We start from the raw sequence: 18,962 nt of genomic DNA on the forward strand, positions 1-18,962 counted from the left end.
GAATAACCGTTAAAGGAGTGTAAGAACTTGGATTATCGACGTGATGGCCAAAACGATCAACATCAAACTGAACCTTCACATACAGAACAGCAGAATACAGAAAACCAGAAGCTGATTGGACATTCTGAACAAGAATTGCTTGACGCGCCTGTGTCGTATGAAGCGGGACGGCAGGAAACGGCTTCTGCTTTAGAAATGGAAAAGCAAGAAACGGCTGTGAAAAAAGAAAAGAAACGGAGAGCCGCATGGCTGAGCCCGATTTTAGGCGGTATTATCGGCGGGGGCCTCATGCTTGGCATCGCGCCTTATCTGCCGTCAGACCAAAATCAGACGACCGAGACCGCTTCCGCAAATAAACAGGTGCAGTCTGATAATTTTACAACGGCGCCGATAACGAACGCATCAAACATCGCTGATATGGTAGAGGATTTAGAGCCTACGATTGTCGGAATCTCAAATATCCAAACCTCTCAAAATAACACATTCGGCACGGGAGGAGGCTCCAGCTCAGAAAGTGAAAGCGGAACCGGTTCAGGTGTCATTTTCAAAAAAGACAGCGATAAAGCGTATATCATTACAAACAACCATGTCGTTGAAGGCGCGAACAAGCTGACTGTTACGCTATACAACGGAGAAACGGAAACTGCCAAGCTTGTCGGCAGCGATACCATTACTGATTTGGCAGTTTTGGAAATCAGCGGCAAGAACGTCAAAAAAGTGGCGAGCTTTGGTGATTCTTCGCAGCTGCGCACTGGCGAAAAGGTAATCGCTATCGGTAACCCGCTCGGACAGCAGTTTTCCGGTACGGTGACACAAGGCATCATTAGCGGACTGAACCGGACAATTGATGTGGATACAACACAAGGGACGGTGGAAATGAACGTGCTGCAAACCGATGCAGCGATCAATCCGGGGAACAGCGGAGGCCCATTAATCAATGCAAGCGGCCAGGTCATCGGCATCAACAGCTTGAAGGTGAGCGAAAGCGGCGTGGAATCACTTGGATTTGCGATCCCAAGCAATGATGTCGAGCCAATTGTTGACCAGCTGCTGCAAAACGGGAAGGTGGACCGTCCGTTTTTAGGCGTGCAGATGATTGACATGTCACAAGTTCCTGAAACCTATCAGGAAAATACGCTCGGCCTGTTTGGAGATCAATTGGGCAAAGGTGTTTATGTAAAAGAAGTTCAAGCAAATTCGCCGGCAGAAAAAGCAGGTATTAAATCTGAGGATGTCATTGTCAAACTAAACGGTAAAGACGTGGAAAGCAGTGCGGATATCCGTCAGATCCTTTACAAAGACTTAAAAGTCGGAGATAAAACAACAATCCAAGTGCTGCGAAAGGGAAAAACGAAAACGTTGAACGCGACACTGACCAAGCAGACAGAAAGCAGTTCAAGCTAAGAAAAAAACAAAAAGCTGAACCCAAATAGGGTTCAGCTTTTTTTATCCTAAGTAAGAGGAAAGCATCCACACTTGTTTTTCAACTTCTTCAATTAATCCGACAAACAAGTCCGCTGTCGCATTGTCTTGATTTTCTTCAGCCAGGCCGATCACGAATTTAGATTCGCTGCTGATTTGTTTGTAGTCGTTTACCAATGCTTGTACCATTTCTGAAGCTGATGCTTCGTTTCCGCCGTCTGTGATAGATGCATGCTCAGTGTATTCTTTCACTGTGGCAACAGGCTGTCCGCCAATCGCCAGCAGGCGCTCAGCGATGGTATCCACTGTTTCAGCCGCATGGTCATAAAGTTCTTCAAATTTCTCGTGCAATGTAAAGAAATGAGGCCCTTTCACATACCAATGGAAACGGTGGAGCTTAGAGTATAAAAGAAACCAGTTTGATAATTGTGTGTTCAGTGAATTCTCAACTAATGTTTGATTTGTTTTTGCGTTTTCAGTTTTCATAAGATAACGTCCTCCTTGTGATCTGTTGTTTTAATTATATCATATACTAAATAAAAATCAATACTAAATTATAATTATTATAATTCAGGTTATTTGAATAGCTTTTTCTTCAGGATAGACTCCCACGCAGACCAAGGAAAAAGCGATCGGAATAGCAGGGTGAGCTTGATGCCCTTTCCGATCGGGTATCGCAATTTCTTTATGTGCTGTTTTGTTGCCAATTGATAAATGAGGTCGGCAACCTCTTGGGGATCTCCGCTTTCTTCTCCGTTTTTTTGAACATAGGAAAGGATCTTTTTATAGTATTGATGATAGGCTGAATCGTCAGCAGGCACCGACATAAAATTTGATAATGACGTTGACCAGATCGATGTCTTGTATGAGCCCGGCTCGATCAAAGCGGTTTCGATACCGAACGGAAGCAGCTCGATGCGCAGGCTTTCAGAAAAACCTTCCAATGCATGCTTCGAAGAAACATATGGTGACAGCGCTGGGAATCCGGTCAGTCCGCTGATGCTGCTCACGTTTATAATCTTTGCGCCGCCATGCTTTCTTATGTAAGGCAGAACGGTTTTTGTCACATGGATCACACCGAAGACATTCGTTTCAAATTGTTGTCTGAAATGTTCCATCGGCACATCCTCGATAAATCCTCCATAAGCCGTTCCGGCGTTGTTAACGAGTAAGTCGATCGGGGCGTAAGCACTAACGGCTTTTCCGAATGAGACTATAGATTGTTCATCGGTGACATCGAGAGCTGTAATGTGAATAGAATCAGACACATTGTGTGCTGCAGCCAATTCGCGAAGCTGTTCCGCTTTTTCAGGCTGTCTTGATGTGGCTATCACGAAAAATGATCGGGCGAGCTTTACAGCTGCCAGCAGACCGAAGCCGCTGGACGCTCCCGTTACGATTGCTATTTTTTTATTCATCCTATCCCTCCTATTAAACTGCTACAGCTATTGTACAATCCTGAACAGGAAATGACGCCTGTAAAAAGAAATTTTTATACAACAATTCAGAATTGTTCTATAATAGAACGAAAGAACGAAAGGGGTTTTGTGATATGGCGCTGCAAGGGGTAGGCCAAAGATGGGATCTTGATTCATTTTTTAAGGGCGGGAGCCAATCAGAAGAATTCAAAGGTTATATTGAGAAGCTGTCACAAAGTCTGCGTGCATTTCAAGACAGGACTGATGCGTTTCAGGTGCCTGAATCGCCTGAAGAGGCTGAAGGGCTGACCGCGTTGCTTGATTTATTCGAACAGACATCCGTCAAGCTTCAGCAGGCCGGCGCTTTTGTTGCTTGCCTCCAGGCCCAGAATATCAATGATCAAAAGGCTATAGAGCATCAGGCACTCATGAACCGGCTTTCCGCAGATTTTCAATCGTCGCTCGTTACATTAGATCATAAACTTGTGGACATTGATCAAGACGTGTGGAATGAATTGTTAACAAAACCGGGATTGCGCGATGTTTCTTACATATTAAATGAAAGAAGACAGAGGGTTGCCGAAAAGCTTAGCCCCGGTAAAGAAAAACTGATCGGGAACCTTGCCGTGGACGGATATCACGCTTGGAGTGACTTCTACAATATGGTTGTCGGGAAAATGACGATTCCCTATGAGGAAAACGGTGAAAACAAGCAATTGTCTGTCGGTCAGGCGGAGAATATGATGGACCATCAAGACCGTACTGTCAGAAAAACAGTATATGAACGTTTCCGCCAAGCTTGGGAGAGCAAGCAAGATATTTTCAGCAGCACGCTGAATCATTTGGCGGGATTCCGGCTTGAAACCTATAAAGCGCGCGGCTGGGAGAATATCCTGAAGGAACCGCTGCAAATTAACAGGATGAAAAAAGAAACACTTGATACGATGTGGCAGGTCATCACTGAAAACAAGAAGCCGTTCGTTCAGTTTTTGAACCGGAAAGCATCCATGCTCGGCCTTGAAAAACTCAGCTGGTACGATGTCGAGGCACCGATCGGTTCTGACGGAAAGGTCTATTCGTATGATGAAGCCGCAAATATCATTACCAGCCAGTTTTCAACGTTTGGCAAAAAGCTGTCCTCATTCACTGAAAAAGCGTTTCGGGACGGCTGGATTGAGGCGGAAGACAGGAGCGGAAAAAGAGTCGGCGGCTTTTGCACCAGTTTTCCTGACAGCGGGGAATCCCGGATTTTCATGACATTTTCGGGCAGCGCCTCAAATGTCTCTACTCTTGCGCATGAACTCGGGCACGCGTTCCATCAGGAAGCAATGCTCGACGTCAGGCCGTTAAACCGCTCCTACGCCATGAATGTTGCAGAAACAGCTTCAACGTTTGCAGAGATGATAGTCGCGGACGCGACTGTCCAGCAGGCCGAGACGAGGGAAGAGAAGCTTGTTCTTCTGGAGGATAAAGTGCAAAGAAGTGTTGCGTTCTTCATGAACATTCACGCAAGATTTCTATTCGAAACGAGATTCTACGAGGAACGAAAGCGGGGAGTGGTACCGGCCAGCCGCTTGAATGAGCTGATGGAAGAGGCACAAAGAGAGGCATACTGCAATGCGTTAGAAGAATATCATCCGCTTTTTTGGGCATCAAAACTTCACTTTCACATCACGAGGGTGCCGTTTTACAATTTCCCTTATACATTCGGCTACCTATTTTCTCTTGGCATTTACGCGCTGGCGCTTGAAGAAAAAAACGCATTTGAAGAGAAGTATATGGCGCTATTGCGCGATACTGCTTCTATGACAGTGGAGGATTTGGCGATGAAGCATTTGGGCGCTGACATCACGAAGCGTGATTTTTGGGAGAATGCCATCAAGCTGGCTGTGCGTGACGCCGAAACCTTTTTGCAAATGACCGAATCTTAAAGAAAAAGCCGTGGCGTTAAATGCCCCGGCTTTTTCAATTCTTCTCTGAATGAGGATTTCATTCTCTGGATATACCTAAAATAAATGGAATCCTACAGGGGGGAAACATATGCATTTGGTCAGAGCAGCCGGGGCTGTATGTCTCGCAGTGGTTCTGATTGCGGGCTGCCGTTTCAATGAAGACCAGCATCAGGCAGAAGGAGAAAATACAGCCGTCACCCAGCTGAAGTCCGTTCCCTACAGTAATTTTTCGCTTCGTGTGAGCTACGGGGATGGTGAGCATAACCGTTATGAAGGAATCTATACAAAGAACGGGACTCAGGAAAAAGCGGAAATACAGGATAAGCTCTCCGGTGTCAATCAGGAAGGAGAAGAAGCGTTAGATGAGATGAAAATGATTTTGAGCGAGCTTTCCGTGACAGACCAAATGGCTGAAACAGAAGTGATACACAGTGTGCTGGCAGCATTTAATCTGGACAGTCATTATGATCATATCGATTTAAAATTGAAGCTGAAGGACGGCTCCATCAGAGAAATCAAGAAGTAATCTTGTGATAAAAAACCCATAAACGTCAATTATGTCCATAAAACTAATTGAAAATGATTTTCAAAGTCAGTGTTTTCTGCTACAATGAGGGATATATGACCATATCAAATGGCTGAATATCGGAATCATTTGCATTGATGACAATTGACTTAAAAGCATGTATATAGAAAACGTGCAATACATAGTGCTGCTAAAAAGCCAGCAAAAAGGAGCGGTTATGGGTATGAGTGCAATTTCTACAGAAACGCTGAGCTTAGGATACGGGGATGCCGTTATTATTGATGAGTTGAATTTAACAATTCCCAAAGGTGAAATTACCGTATTTATTGGCAGCAATGGCTGCGGAAAATCGACACTTTTACGTTCATTAGCGCGCCTGATGAAGCCGAGAGGCGGTTCAGTGCTGCTGGAAGGAAGAGCGATTGCCAAGCTTCCGACGAAGGAAGTCGCAAAAGAGCTCGCAATCCTGCCCCAAGGTCCTTCGGCTCCAGAGGGGCTGACGGTGCATCAGCTGGTGAAGCAAGGAAGATATCCTTACCAAAACTGGCTGAAGCAGTGGTCAAAAGAGGATGAGGAAGCAGTTGAAAGAGCGCTTAAAGCAACAAAGCTTGAGGACATGGCTGACCGTGCCGTTGATTCTTTGTCAGGCGGACAGCGCCAGCGGGCTTGGATCGCGATGACGCTTGCCCAGGAAACGGATATCATCCTTCTTGACGAGCCGACGACGTATTTAGACATGACGCATCAAATTGAAATTCTTGATTTGCTGTTTGAGCTGAATGAAAAGGAAGACCGGACGATTGTTATGGTTCTCCATGACTTAAACTTGGCGTGCCGCTATGCGCATCATCTTGTGGCCATAAAAGATAAACGGATTTATGCAGAAGGCCGTCCGGAAGAGGTCATCACTTGTGATCTTGTGCAAAATGTGTTTTCTATGAACTGTCAGGTTACACAGGACCCGCTCTTCGGAACGCCTCTTTGCATTCCTCATGGCAGGGGCAGATGCATTGTCCAGGAAGCGGCTTTCACATCACATGGATAAATAACGCAGCGAAGGAGCTTTCAATTGAGAAAGCTCCTTGCTGTTTTTTCGAAAGGAAGATGGAAAATGGAACAAAAACTTCAGGAGCAGCTTGATGGATTGCTGGAGAAGTATACTGAGCTTCTGCTTGGTGAAACAAACGATGAGCTAAAAGAAGAAGTGAAGCAATGGATTTTGTACACCCATATAGCCAAAAGCATGCCTCCGCTCGCTAAGCATTGGAATGCGACATACCCCGACGCGAAGCAGGGCATTAAAGAGATCATTCAGCATATTAAGGAATTAAATGAAGCGCATCGAAACAAACAATAGCCAAAAAGCAGTCTGTTCATTATAGCAGACTGCTTTTTTGTGATTCAGCCGTTTTATCTGGCGTAAAGGAATCCATAAAGGTTCTCAGCGCGCTGCTGATAAACGAATCTTTTCGAACAATAAACTCTGTTTTCATCTGGCTGAGCGCTTCAGGCAGCGGGTACAATCGAATTGATCCTTCTGCTTCATGTTTCTGCACAACCGTTCTTGGCAGCAACGAGATGCCAAGACCTGCTGTAACCCCGCCGATAATTGCTTCAAGCGTCCCAAATTCCATAATGACCGGCTGTGTGACACCGACGGAGCGCAGCCATTTTTCAAGTGTTTCTCGATACGAACAGCCTGTGCTGTAAACGAGAATCGGCTTTGTGATGGCTTCCTCAACATCGGGCACGGAGGCAGCCGAAACAACTACTGGTTCTTCCTCAAACGCAGGATAGGATTCGAGCTCAGGATGATGGCATTCGCATCCGATAAACGCGCCATCCAATTCATAACGAAGAACTTTATCAAGGAGAAATTGCGTATGTCCTGTTGTTAAAGATAGCTGGACGTTTGGATGTTCTTCATAATAAGATGCCAGGAGCTTTGGAAGCCTTACCGCGGCGGTTGTCTGAGTGGAGCCGATCATAAGCGGCCCGCTTGGTTCTGCGGAGGATGAGAGCGCTTTAGACGCTTCATCAAGCAGGCCGATAATTTTATTTGCGTAGTCCAGCAGCAATTTTCCGCTTGCAGAAAGTGTCATGCCCCGATTATGGCGCAAAAACAGTGTGGTACCCAGCTCAGCTTCCAATTGCTGAATTCTGGCCGTGACATTCGATTGTACATAGCCAAGCTGCAGGGCTGCTTTCGTAATGGTTCCTTCACGAGCTACCATTTGAAACACACGTAAATCTCCGCTTTCCATTTTGAACTCCTCCGTTCGTTTGCTATCAATCTAAGTGATATCTAGTATCTTTAACAATCATTATACGTAACATCAAAGCTGGATTACAATGGAATCAGAAATATACTTTAGTCAACAGCAAGGAGTGGCGGCAATGAATGTCTTGAACAAAATAGCTCTCGTAACGGGGGGCGGCACAGGAATCGGAAAAGCAGCCAGTATGGAATTGGCAAAGCGCGGGGCGATTGTGGCGGTGAATTATTCACGCTCGCAATCAGAAGCGGAGGAAACAGTGGAAATGATTAAAAAAGCTGGCGGGCAAGCCTTCGCCATCCAAGCAGATGTATCCAAAAACAGCGACGTGCAGGATATGGTTCAAACAATCGTGAGCACACACGGCACGGTTGATATTTTAGTCAACAATGCCAGCATTACACGGCATATTCCAATGGATGATCTTGAGGCTGCGACAGAAGACGTCTGGGATGAGCTGTATGCCGTCAATGTGAAAGGGATGTTTTTTTGCGCGAGAGCAGTGGTTCCGTTCATGAAGAAAAGCAAGGCCGGGGCGATCGTAAACGTCGGCAGCATCGCAGGGATAACTGGTGTCGGCTCATCTATGCCTTACGCAGTATCAAAATCAGCGGTGCACGGTTTAACGAAATCATTGGCCCACGCCTTAGCGCCTGAAATCAGAGTGAGCGGTGTAGCACCAGGAGCTGTGGCAACGAGATGGTGGGCCGGACGGGAAGAAAAAATGAAAAGCATGATCGGCTCTTTGCCGCTGCAGTGTATTGCTGAACCAGATGATGTTGCCAAATTGATTTGTTCACTAATTGAACAGGAATCACTCACAGGCCAAATTATCACAATTGACAGCGGACAGACGCTGTAAAGAAAGGGATGCGGGGAGATGCCATTTGTACAGATTCATTTACGGTCGGGAAGAAGCGAAGTGTGGCTTCAAAAACTGAGCAGGACTATCCACCAATCGATGATTGAAGAAATCAATGTGCCGGAAGATGACTATTTCCAAGTCATCAGACAATATGAAAAAAGCGAATTTTTTTATGATCCATTTTATCTCCAAGTCGAGCGTACTGATGAACTGATATACATTCATTTTACACTGAAACAGTCAAGAACAACTGAACAGAAAAAAGCACTTTACCGCTCAATCGCGAGCCGGATTCATTCCGAGCTTGGCGTCAGAAAAGAAGATGTGTTTATCATGCTGGCCGGAAATCAGGCTGAGGATTGGTCTTTCGGAAATGGAAGAGCCCAGATGATTGAATAAAAAACCCCGCGGATTGATACCCGCGGGGTGCTCTATTAATGGGAAGGTGATTCAACGGCTTTTGCCGCTTTCTCTTTTTCTTGTTGGTCTTCCGTTTTCTTATTTGATAGCTTGATAGGTTTTAAGAACAAGGTGAATACGGCTCCGACTGCGATAAAGATCAGGCCCGTATAAAACACGCTGTGGAGCGAATCCATCAACGATGTTTTTAAAATCGGCACAATATGGGATGAGAAAGCCGCAGGGATTTGTTTGACCGCGTCCGGACTGAACAGCGATTGCAGCAGCCCTTGCGGATTTGTATCAATCATACCCTTTAGCTGGGCGGCAAACGAGCTTGCCTGTGCCGGAAGAGAGTCTAAATATGGCACCAATTTATCTGTTAATAGATTTCCTGATCTCGCATTCATTACGGCTCCCAGCATGGTAATGCCGAATGTTCCGCCGATAGAACGGAAGAATTGGCTGGATGAAGTGACAACTCCAAGCTCCTCCTTCGAAAAGCTTTCCTGTAAAGCCAATGTCAGAATCGGCATAACAAGACCCATTCCCAGACCAATAATCGCCATAAAAGATGTAGCGACAAGCTTGCTCGTGTCGAGATCCAATGTCGTTAACAGCAGGAATCCGCCGGCCATAACCAGCATGCCTGTAATGATTTGCGGTTTAATCCCAATTTTATAAACAAGCTGTCCGCCGATGATACTTGTAATAATCATAGAAATCATCATCGGTGTCATAATTGTACCCGATTCAGACGCACTTACACCGACAATTCCCTGCATAAAGAAAGGAACAAACGTAATGGCGCCAAACATACCGATACTCATAAAGAAGCCGATCAAGTTTAGAAATGTAAATGTTCTGTTTTTAAATAAATACATTGGCAGGATTGGCTCTTTTGCTTTTGATTCTACGATGATAAAGCTGACAATGCCGATCAGTGCGAGAGCGAACAACCCAAGAATCTGCCATGAATCCCATGCATAATCTTTTCCGCCAAAGCTTAAGGCGAGCAGGAGGCTGACCACACCGACAATCATTGTGAAAATACCAGCGATATCGAAGTTGATCGGACCAGTCTGCTGGCGTCCCTGTAATCCTCTGGCAATAAAAATAACCGCAATAATTCCGACTGGCAGGTTAATATAGAAAACCCATTTCCAGTTTAACGAGTCTACAATCCAGCCGCCGATTTGCGGCCCAATCACTGAAGCCAGCCCGTAAATTGCGCCAAAGACACCTTGGAATTTAGCACGCTGTTTTCCTGTGAACAAGTCACCGATGACAATCATCGCCATCGGCATCATGATGCCTCCGCCGATGCCCTGCAGTCCACGGAAGATAATCAATTCCGTCATGTTGTTGGCCATTCCGCACAAAGCAGAAGCGGCCATAAAAATAATCAAACCTGATACATAGACAATGCGGCGTCCCAATAAATCAGCCAGTTTACCGGCAATTGGAACAATGGTTGTTGATGTTAACAAATATGCAGTTGTCAGCCAGGTCATCATGCTCAAACCGCCCAGATCACCGACAATTTTCGGCATGGCCGTTCCGACAATGGTACCGTCAAGGGCTGAAAAAAACATGGCAATAATTAAGCCTGTTATTAATAACGTTCGTTTTGATTGTTTGCCTTCTTTACTCATTTTCATCCGTTTCCTCTTTTCATGTTTTGCTTTTCATCCGTTTCTGCTGCTTGTGCGAGCTTTGCTGTAATATGCGCCGCCTGCAGCATCTCCTCCTCCGTCAAAAAGGAAAGATAGCGCGCCATTATGGCTTTTCTGCCCGCCAAAACCTCCTCGAACTTTCTGTCTCCTTCGTCAGTAAGACTGAGATCAATCACTCGCCTGTCTTTTGTGTTGTGTGTTCTGGCGATAAGATTTTTTTGTTCAAGGCGATCTGCCATCAGCGTCACCGCGCTTGGCTTCACCTCCATACGCTCGGCAATTTCAGAAACTTTGAGGCTGCCGTGTTTCTTTAGGCTGGCCAGCACAAACAGCTGCGCTGGGGTGACACCTTGTTTCTCCATGCTTTCCAGCATTTCAGGCTGTATCTTTTGAAAGAGCGCCTGAAGCGATAATTGAATATCGGACATTAACTGATCCGCACTCTTCATATTCATTTCCCCTCTGTTACATACACTGTATATATATTTTAATGACAAAATAGTTAATGCTTATTAAATATAAATAAGCGTAAATGAAAAGTCAACTGATTTTACACAAAAAAAGGATAGATGCCCGAAAGAACATCGTATCCTTTTTACTAATGTTGTTATTGCTGATAAGGAGACTGCTGCTGAATGGTCTGCTGGAATTTTTGATAGGACTGCTGCAGCTTTTGTGCATCCTCCGCTTCAACAGAATACCATCCATATTGGAACATGAGATCATATAGTTTTCTTTGCGCTTTTTGTGACTCATCAAAAATGGATTGAATATCCTGATAAAGAGACTCGTGGCTGAATTCGTGCAAGGCAGTGCAATAAGCTGTTGTCATGTATTTTTCGGTTGTCAGCAATTCGTTGACGAAATCTCTGTCATTCATTTCCGATGTTGTCGGTACAGGTGTCTGCGGGTTGCTGATTTTTTGATTTTGCTGATTCATTCTGGCGCCTCCTTATTGGATGTAGCCGGACTGCTGCTGGCCTGGCTGCAGGTGCTTTAATATTCTTTGATAGTGATCATGATGCATGTGTCCGACGCGGTCGAGTTCTTGCTTTAACGTTTGATCCTGGCACTGCTGCGCCATGAAATGCGCTTTCTTCATCGCGAGCAAATTCCAGTTCAGCATGTCATTGAGATACAAATGATCCTTTGTCGAAATAACGGAAGGCGGCATTTGAGATTGCTGCTGATTATCCATTGTGATCCTCCTTTGGTTTCTGTTCATTTTATAGTTTCCTTCAGACTGGGAGTTATATACAGGTGTTTTGAAGATGACGGCGGGAGGGAGTCGGATGTTGAGACATGTGTTTTTATTCTTATCTCAAAATAAAACACTTACCAAGTTCGCAAAAGCATACGGAACGCGGCTTGGAGCACGAAGGTTTGTCGCAGGGGATACGATTGAATCGGCGGTTAAGACCGTCAAAAGGCTAAACAGATCCGGTTTGTGTGCAACAATTGATTATTTAGGCGAGTATGCAGCTTCGGAAAAAGAAGCAAACCAAGTCGCAGAGGAATGCAAGAAAGCCATTCAAGCCATTGCCGAACATCAATTGGACTCAGAGCTTTCACTTAAGCTGACCTCAATCGGGCTCGATCTTTCAGAAGAACTTGCTCTTACTCATTTGCGCGCCATTCTTTCCGTTGCGAAGCAATATGATGTTGCTGTGACCATTGATATGGAAGACTATTCTCATTATGAACAGACACTTTCTATTTACAGGCAATGCAAACAGGAATTTGAGAAGCTCGGCACGGTCATTCAGGCGTATTTGTACCGGGCGGCAGAAGATATCAGAAAGATGCGGGACTTAAAGCCGAATCTCAGACTTGTAAAAGGAGCTTATAAAGAATCTCCGGCTGTAGCGTTTCCCGACAAAAGAGGAACGGACCTTCATTTTCAGAGCTTAATAAAGCTGCAGTTGTTAAGCGGGAACTACACGGCTGTCGCCACACATGACGATGACATCATTGCATTTACGAAACAGCTTGTCACCGAACATCAAATCCCCGCGTCGCAATTTGAGTTTCAAATGCTATACGGCATCAGGCCGGAGCGTCAGAAGGAACTCGCCAAGGAAGGCTACAGAATGCGTGTGTATGTCCCATATGGAACGGACTGGTTCAGCTACTTTATGAGAAGAATTGCCGAGCGGCCTGCCAATGCAGCGTTTGTGTTAAAAGGAATTTTGAAAAAGTGAAAGCAGCCGCGGGAAGCAGCTGCATTATGATTGTTCCATGTTATGTTTTTTATACTGCTGATTTTGACTTGTCCGTTTTCCGCCGCCGTAATGCTGAGTCGGACCGGCATCTCCCTTTACGCTCGCCGCGCTGACTGCCGCTGAAGACGGATTTTTTTTCTCTCGTACCATTCCCTTCACCTCCGGGCTTAAGTTGCCCGACTTTTATAGGCTTCATACAAAAAAATAACAAATTAGCTATTGAAGTCGAACCGGAAATCTTTTAAGATAAAAGAAGAAACGGGTTTCATTTTTTTTAGTCAAAAAATGAATGACTATTCATTCAATGTTCAAGGGGGATATCTCATGCACAAACACATTCGGAAGGCAGCCGTTTTAGGATCGGGGGTAATGGGTTCCGGGATTGCGGCGCATTTGGCTAACATCGGAATTCCTGTCCTGCTGCTAGATATTGTGCCGAACGATTTGACAAAGGAAGAGGAAAAAAAGGGGCTGACGAAGGACAGTCCGGAGGTGCGCAGCAGGCTGAGCCGGCAGGCGGTGAAAAAACTGCTGAAACAAAAGCCCGCTCCCCTCACATCAGCGAAAAATACCTCCTATATTACACCGGGCAATCTGGAGGATGATGCAGAAAAACTGAAAGAAGCAGATTGGATTATTGAGGTCGTTGTCGAAAACCTTGAAGTCAAAAAGAAAATTTTCGCTCTTGTGGATGAACATCGAAAGACTGGAAGCATCGTCTCAAGCAACACATCCGGCATATCAGTGCAGGAAATGGCTGAAGGCCGGTCGGATGATTTTAAAGCCCATTTTCTCGGAACGCATTTTTTTAATCCCGCACGCTATTTAAAGCTGCTGGAGATCATTCCGATTAAGGAAACGGATCCTGATATTTTAAAGTTTATGACAGCTTTCGGAGAAAATGTCCTCGGGAAAGGCGTTGTTACAGCAAAGGACACACCGAACTTTATCGCAAACCGCATCGGGACGTACGGGCTTCTCGTGACAGTCCAAGAAATGCTGAAAGGCGGCTATCAGGTCGGGGAGGTTGATTCGATCACAGGACCGCTGATCGGCAGGCCGAAAAGCGCTACCTTTAGAACGCTTGATGTGGTCGGTCTCGATACATTCGCCCACGTTGCCCGAAATGTGTATGACAAAGCTGATGGCGATGAAAAAGAAGTGTTTCGCCTTCCAAGCTTCATGAACGATATGCTGGAAAAAGGGTGGATCGGAAGCAAGGCCGGCCAAGGCTTTTATAAAAAAGAAGGAAAAACGATTTATGAGCTTGACCCAGTGACGCTTACTTACGGCGAGCGGACAAAAATGAAAACACCGGCACTTGAAGCGGCAAAACAGGCAAAAGGGACAAAAGCCAAAATGAAAGCGCTTATTTATTCGGATGACAGAGCCGGCCGATTGCTGTGGAATATCACATCTCAAACCCTGCTTTACTCAGCCGAGCTGCTTGGCGAGATTGCCGATGATATTCATGCGATTGACCAAGCCATGAAGTGGGGATTCGGCTGGGAACTGGGACCTTTTGAGATGTGGGACGCCATCGGCCTCAAGCAGTCAGCGGAAAAGCTCGAGCAGCTTGGAGCAGATATGCCTGGCTGGATAAAAGAGATGCTGGACAAAGGAAATGAAACCTTCTACATCAAAGAGAACGGAACGGTATTTTATTATGACCGCGGCGAATACAGAGCCGTGAAAGAAAACAAAAAACGAATTCATTTACAAGCACTTAAAGAAACAAAAGGCGTGATTGCGAAAAACAGCGGAGCAAGCTTAATTGACCTTGGAGATGATGTGGCCCTTCTTGAATTTCATTCGAAAAGCAATGCGATCGGCCTTGATATCATTCAAATGATCCACAAAGGATTAGAGGAAACAGAACGGAATTACAAGGGGCTTGTCATCGGCAATCAAGGGAAAAATTTCTGCGTCGGCGCGAATCTCGCCATGATCTTAATGGAAGTCCAAGATGACAACTTTTTGGAAGTTGATTTTGTGATCCGCCGTTTTCAGGAGACGATGATGAAGATCAAATACAGTGCGAAACCGGTCGTCGCCGCGCCATTTGGCATGACGCTCGGCGGAGGAACGGAAGTATGCCTGCCTGCGGCGCGTACTCAAGCGGCAAGCGAAGCCTATATGGGCCTTGTTGAATCAGGTGTCGGCCTCATCCCTGGCGGAGGAGGTAACAAAGAGCTGTACATCAATCATCTTCGCCGCGGCCTTGATCCGATGAATGCGGCAATGAAAACATTTGAAACGATTGCGATGGCGAAAGTGTCCGCTTCCGCTCAAGAGGCTCGTGAGATGAACATCTTAAAAGAAACGGATCAGATCAGCGTGAATCAAGACCACCTGTTATACGATGCGAAGCAGCTGGCCGCATCTTTATACGATACCGGCTGGCGGCCGCCTGTAAAAGAAAAGGTCAAGGTGCCGGGAGAAACCGGTTATGCGGCACTCTTGCTTGGCGCTGAGCAGATGAAGCTGTCCGGCTATATATCTGAGCATGATTTCAAGATCGCGAAAAAACTCGCTTATGTCATTGCGGGCGGAAAAGTGCCGTTTGGTACAGAGGTTGATGAAGAGTATTTATTGGAGATCGAAAGAGAAGCGTTTTTGAGTTTGGCAGGAGAGGCAAAATCTCAAGCGAGAATGCAGCATATGCTTGTGAAAGGTAAACCTTTACGGAATTAGGAGGGAGCTTATGAAAGAGGCAGTCATTGTGTCAGGTGCAAGAACACCGGTTGGAAAAGCAAAAAAAGGATCGTTGGCCACCGTTCGCCCGGATGATTTGGGAGCGATTTGTGTCAAAGAGACACTGAAACGGGCAGGCGGTTACGAAGGCAATATTGACGATTTGATTATTGGCTGTGCAACGCCTGAAGCGGAGCAGGGGCTTAATATGGCGAGAAATATCGGTGCGCTCGCGGGCCTGCCGTACACGGTTCCAGCGATTACAGTTAACCGTTATTGCTCTTCAGGCCTTCAGTCTATTGCATATGCAGCAGAAAAAATTATGCTGGGCGCCTACGATACAGCGATCGCCGGCGGAGCAGAATCCATGTCGCAAGTTCCGATGATGGGGCATGTTACCCGTCCGAACCTTGCTTTGGCAGAAAAGGCACCGGAATATTATATGAGCATGGGCCACACAGCCGAGCAAGTCGCGAAAAAATACGGCGTCTCCCGTGAGGATCAAGACGCGTTTGCCGTTCGCAGCCATCAAAACGCTGCTAAAGCCCTTGCAGAAGGAAAATTTAAAGATGAAATTGTACCCGTAGAAGTGACGGTGACAGAAATCGGAGAAGACCATAAGCCTATGGAAAAACAGTTTGTGTTTTCTCAGGATGAAGGTGTTCGCCCGCAAACGACTGCAGACATCTTATCGACATTGCGCCCGGCCTTTTCCGTTGACGGGACGGTGACTGCGGGCAATTCCTCGCAGACAAGTGACGGAGCGGCGGCTGTCATGCTGATGGACCGGGAAAAAGCCGATGCTCTTGGCCTGGCCCCGCTTGTGAAATTCCGTTCCTTTGCAGTAGGCGGCGTGCCGCCGGAAGTGATGGGAATCGGACCGGTGGAAGCGATTCCACGCGCTTTGAAGCTTGCCGGACTTCAGCTGCAGGACATCGGCTTGTTTGAACTGAATGAAGCTTTTGCCTCACAGGCCATTCAAGTAATCAGGGAATTGGGAATTGATGAAGAAAAAGTGAATGTCAACGGGGGCGCAATCGCGCTTGGACACCCGCTTGGCTGTACGGGCACAAAGCTTACACTCTCACTCATCCATGAAATGAAACGGAGAAACGAGCAATTTGGAGTCGTGACCATGTGTATCGGCGGCGGGATGGGAGCGGCCGGTGTATTTGAATTATGCTAAAGGGGGAAAAACAAATGGCAAAAAAAGCGGCTGAAGTACAAAAAGGCGGCGGATTTTTAATCGAGGATGTCACATACGATCAAATGTATACACCGGAGGAATTCACTGACGAGCATAAAATGATTGCGAAAACAACAGAGGATTATATCGAGCAAGATGTTCTCCCTCATATAGATGATATCGAAAACCATCAATTCGAGCATTCTGTCAGACTGTTGAAGAAAGCGGGCGAACTAGGGCTGCTTGGCGCCGATGTGCCGGAAGAATACGGCGGGCTCGGCCTTGATAAAATCAGCTCGGCACTCATCACTGAGAAATTTTCGCGTGCGGGAAGCTTTTCTCTTTCTTATGGCGCGCATGTCGGTATCGGTTCCTTGCCGATCGTCTTTTTCGGGTCAGAAGAACAAAAGAAAAAATATTTGCCTGGACTCGCTTCAGGCGAAAAGATCGCCGCTTATGCTCTGACTGAGCCTGGCTCTGGGTCTGATGCACTTGGAGCAAAAACAACAGCTGTGCTGAATGAAGCAGGAACCCATTATGTATTAACAGGGGAAAAACAGTGGATTACCAACTCTGCTTTTGCCGATGTATTTGTGGTTTACGCTAAGGTAGACGGCGACAAGTTTTCAGCCTTTATTGTAGAAAAAGAGTTCCCGGGTGTCTCCACGGGACCGGAAGAAAAGAAAATGGGAATCAAGGGATCATCGACAAGAACCCTCATTCTGGATCAAGCTGAAGTGCCAAAGGAAAACCTGCTCGGAGAAATCGGCAAAGGGCATGTCATCGCCTTTAATATTTTAAACATCGGCCGTTACAAACTGGCGGTTGGCACAATCGGCGCATCTAAACGCGTCATCGAGCTGTCTGCGGCATACGCAAATCAGCGCCGCCAATTTAAAACGCCGATTGCTGGTTTTTCATTAACACAGGAAAAAATCGGGACAATGGCCTCAAGGCTGTATGCGATGGAAAGCTCTGTATACAGAACCGTCGGGCTGTTTGAAGACAATATGAGCCAGTTCACGGCAGAAGATCTCAAGGACGGCCGGCAAATCGCCAAATCGATTGCGGAATACGCCATCGAATGCTCTCTGAATAAGGTATTCGGCTCTGAAACGCTTGATTATATCGTTGATGAAGGCGTGCAGATTCATGGAGGCTACGGCTTTATGCAGGAGTACGAAGTAGAAAGGGCCTATAGGGATTCAAGGGTCAATCGGATTTTTGAAGGCACAAACGAAATCAACCGGTTAATCGTGCCAAGCACCTTCCTGAAAAAAGCGCTTAAAGGCGAGCTGCCTTTATTCGAAAAAGCGCAGTCGCTGCAGGAAGAACTCATGATGCTTATGCCTGAAGAGCCTGGAAGCGGCGTCTTAGAGCAGGAGAAATATATCGTCAAGCAAGCCAAAAAAATTGCGTTGTTTGCTGCCGGCCTAGCCGCGCAAAAATACGGAAAAGCGATCGATCGTGAGCAAGAAATTCTCGTGAACGTAGCGGATATCGTCAGCAATGTATACGCAATGGAATCAGCCGTGCTCAGAACGGAAAAGGCCATTGCCGCACAAGGCGCTGAAAAAGCAGCGCAAAAGGTGCTGTACACAGAAATTTTCGTTCAAGAGGCCTTTAACGAAATTGAAGCGCATGCGAAGGAATCCCTTATCGCAATGGAAGAAGGAGATTCACTCCGCATGATGCTTTCCGCTCTGCGCAAGCTGACACGCGTAACGCCTAAAAACGTGATTCAGAAAAAACGCGAGGCGGCGGCAGGCATTTTTGAGGCTGAGAAATATATTGTCTGATTGGCCATGAGCTCCGCATGCGCGGAGCTCTTTTTTAAGAAGCACTGTTTTAGGTTTTTAAAACAAACTGTGTTAAAATAACCTCGATTATTTTATTGAGGGGGAAGAAGATGTCGTTAACTTTTTACTGGTACCCTAAATGCGGAACGTGCCGCAAAGCAAAGAAGTGGCTTGAAGAGCATGGGAAAGAAATAAACGAAATACATATTGCTGAGCAGCCGCCAAGCAAAGAAGAATTAAAAGCGCTTTATGAAAAAAGCGGGCTGGATCTCAAGAAATTTTTCAACACGAGCGGCATGAAATACCGCGAGCTCAATCTCAAGGAAAAGCTGTATCACATGTCAGAGGACGAACAGCTCGAGCTGCTGGCTTCAGATGGTATGCTGATCAAACGCCCGCTTACAACAGACGGCGAAAAAGTGACTGTCGGATTTAAAGAAGACCAATTTGAAGAAAACTGGGCTTAATGTAAATTTTTTTTGAAAAGTGTGGTATCTTCTTATTGTAGTGCTGTAAAAAATGGAGGG

The 18,962-nt window shown here is 46.1% G+C and carries 20 protein-coding genes; 12 read left to right on the forward strand and 8 right to left on the reverse strand.

Annotated elements, in window-relative coordinates; all coding sequences use genetic code 11:
- Window positions 1-27: 27 nt before the first annotated feature.
- Window positions 28-1,404 carry a serine protease Do-like protein HtrB gene (htrB, locus tag BGM23_RS05240; protein WP_029725912.1) on the forward strand — a complete coding sequence of 459 codons (1,377 nt, stop codon included), beginning with the start codon at window positions 28-30 and terminating at the stop codon, window positions 1,402-1,404.
- 42 nt (window positions 1,405-1,446) lie between these two features.
- On the opposite strand, the gene mrgA is transcribed toward htrB, so the two are convergent.
- Both mrgA and BGM23_RS05250 read right to left on the reverse strand, forming a co-directional pair.
- On the reverse strand, window positions 1,447-1,908 hold the full coding sequence (gene mrgA / locus BGM23_RS05245) for a metalloregulation DNA-binding stress protein MgrA (RefSeq protein WP_015714679.1): 462 nt from the start codon (window positions 1,906-1,908) through the stop codon (window positions 1,447-1,449).
- 89 nt (window positions 1,909-1,997) lie between these two features.
- Window positions 1,998-2,840: an oxidoreductase gene (locus BGM23_RS05250; protein ID WP_029725911.1), complete on the reverse strand. Its 843-nt coding sequence runs from the start codon at window positions 2,838-2,840 to the stop codon at window positions 1,998-2,000.
- Between the two features lie 134 nt (window positions 2,841-2,974).
- On the opposite strand from BGM23_RS05250, the gene BGM23_RS05255 reads away from it, so the two are divergent.
- The 4 genes from BGM23_RS05255 to BGM23_RS05270 all read left to right on the forward strand — a co-directional run bounded on the left by BGM23_RS05255 (window position 2,975) and on the right by BGM23_RS05270 (window position 6,675).
- Entirely contained in the window at window positions 2,975-4,771 is a 1,797-nt protein-coding gene (locus tag BGM23_RS05255) for a M3 family oligoendopeptidase (RefSeq protein WP_029725910.1), read from the forward strand.
- A 109-nt stretch (window positions 4,772-4,880) separates the two neighbouring features.
- Complete coding sequence (locus BGM23_RS05260; protein WP_029725909.1) at window positions 4,881-5,318, forward strand: YusW family protein; 438 nt, start codon at window positions 4,881-4,883, stop codon at window positions 5,316-5,318.
- A gap of 217 nt (window positions 5,319-5,535) precedes the next feature.
- Window positions 5,536-6,363, forward strand: coding sequence for an ABC transporter ATP-binding protein (locus BGM23_RS05265; protein WP_010886609.1), 828 nt, complete (start codon window positions 5,536-5,538; stop codon window positions 6,361-6,363).
- A gap of 24 nt (window positions 6,364-6,387) precedes the next feature.
- Window positions 6,388-6,675: a YusU family protein gene (locus BGM23_RS05270; RefSeq protein ID WP_003228549.1), complete on the forward strand. Its 288-nt coding sequence runs from the start codon at window positions 6,388-6,390 to the stop codon at window positions 6,673-6,675.
- Between the two features lie 19 nt (window positions 6,676-6,694).
- On the opposite strand, the gene BGM23_RS05275 is transcribed toward BGM23_RS05270, so the two are convergent.
- On the reverse strand, window positions 6,695-7,582 hold the full coding sequence (locus BGM23_RS05275) for a LysR family transcriptional regulator (protein ID WP_015714676.1): 888 nt from the start codon (window positions 7,580-7,582) through the stop codon (window positions 6,695-6,697).
- A 133-nt stretch (window positions 7,583-7,715) separates the two neighbouring features.
- On the opposite strand from BGM23_RS05275, the gene BGM23_RS05280 reads away from it, so the two are divergent.
- On the forward strand, window positions 7,716-8,456 hold the full coding sequence (locus tag BGM23_RS05280) for an SDR family NAD(P)-dependent oxidoreductase (protein WP_015714675.1): 741 nt from the start codon (window positions 7,716-7,718) through the stop codon (window positions 8,454-8,456).
- An 18-nt stretch (window positions 8,457-8,474) separates the two neighbouring features.
- A complete protein-coding gene (locus BGM23_RS05285; RefSeq protein ID WP_029318438.1) occupies window positions 8,475-8,858 on the forward strand; it encodes a tautomerase family protein in 384 nt (127 codons plus the stop codon).
- 35 nt (window positions 8,859-8,893) lie between these two features.
- Here the strand turns inward: BGM23_RS05285 and mdtP are convergent, their stop codons facing one another.
- From mdtP to BGM23_RS05305, 4 genes are all read right to left on the reverse strand, one after another.
- On the reverse strand, window positions 8,894-10,519 hold the full coding sequence (gene mdtP, locus BGM23_RS05290; protein ID WP_015384597.1) for a multidrug efflux MFS transporter MdtP: 1,626 nt from the start codon (window positions 10,517-10,519) through the stop codon (window positions 8,894-8,896).
- Window positions 10,516-10,983, reverse strand: a complete 468-nt coding sequence (gene mdtR, locus BGM23_RS05295; protein ID WP_015251263.1) for a MarR family transcriptional regulator MdtR — start codon at window positions 10,981-10,983, stop codon at window positions 10,516-10,518. Before mdtR ends, mdtP begins: the two co-directional genes overlap by 4 nt.
- Window positions 10,984-11,141: 158 nt before the next feature.
- Complete coding sequence (locus BGM23_RS05300; protein WP_003222766.1) at window positions 11,142-11,474, reverse strand: spore coat protein; 333 nt, start codon at window positions 11,472-11,474, stop codon at window positions 11,142-11,144.
- A 12-nt stretch (window positions 11,475-11,486) separates the two neighbouring features.
- A complete protein-coding gene (locus BGM23_RS05305; protein ID WP_003228567.1) occupies window positions 11,487-11,732 on the reverse strand; it encodes a hypothetical protein in 246 nt (81 codons plus the stop codon).
- A 94-nt stretch (window positions 11,733-11,826) separates the two neighbouring features.
- On the opposite strand from BGM23_RS05305, the gene BGM23_RS05310 reads away from it, so the two are divergent.
- Window positions 11,827-12,735, forward strand: coding sequence for a proline dehydrogenase family protein (locus BGM23_RS05310; protein WP_015714674.1), 909 nt, complete (start codon window positions 11,827-11,829; stop codon window positions 12,733-12,735).
- 24 nt (window positions 12,736-12,759) lie between these two features.
- Here the strand turns inward: BGM23_RS05310 and BGM23_RS05315 are convergent, their stop codons facing one another.
- Window positions 12,760-12,906 (reverse strand): YuzL family protein, encoded by a 147-nt coding sequence (locus BGM23_RS05315; protein ID WP_003240817.1) that lies wholly within the window; start codon window positions 12,904-12,906, stop codon window positions 12,760-12,762.
- Between the two features lie 174 nt (window positions 12,907-13,080).
- Between BGM23_RS05315 and BGM23_RS05320 the strand changes: the two genes are divergently transcribed.
- From BGM23_RS05320 to BGM23_RS05335, 4 genes are all read left to right on the forward strand, one after another.
- Entirely contained in the window at window positions 13,081-15,450 is a 2,370-nt protein-coding gene (locus tag BGM23_RS05320) for a 3-hydroxyacyl-CoA dehydrogenase/enoyl-CoA hydratase family protein (RefSeq protein WP_029725907.1), read from the forward strand.
- A gap of 10 nt (window positions 15,451-15,460) precedes the next feature.
- Window positions 15,461-16,636 carry an acetyl-CoA C-acetyltransferase gene (locus BGM23_RS05325; RefSeq protein ID WP_003228574.1) on the forward strand — a complete coding sequence of 392 codons (1,176 nt, stop codon included), beginning with the start codon at window positions 15,461-15,463 and terminating at the stop codon, window positions 16,634-16,636.
- A gap of 14 nt (window positions 16,637-16,650) precedes the next feature.
- Window positions 16,651-18,435 carry an acyl-CoA dehydrogenase FadE gene (gene fadE / locus BGM23_RS05330; RefSeq protein ID WP_046663937.1) on the forward strand — a complete coding sequence of 595 codons (1,785 nt, stop codon included), beginning with the start codon at window positions 16,651-16,653 and terminating at the stop codon, window positions 18,433-18,435.
- Between the two features lie 110 nt (window positions 18,436-18,545).
- Window positions 18,546-18,902 (forward strand): arsenate reductase family protein, encoded by a 357-nt coding sequence (locus tag BGM23_RS05335; RefSeq protein ID WP_003222779.1) that lies wholly within the window; start codon window positions 18,546-18,548, stop codon window positions 18,900-18,902.
- The last annotated feature ends 60 nt before the right edge of the window (window positions 18,903-18,962 follow it).

The organism is Bacillus sp. FJAT-14266 (assembly GCF_001719225.1).
Taxonomy (GTDB): Bacteria; Bacillota; Bacilli; order Bacillales; family Bacillaceae; genus Bacillus; species Bacillus subtilis.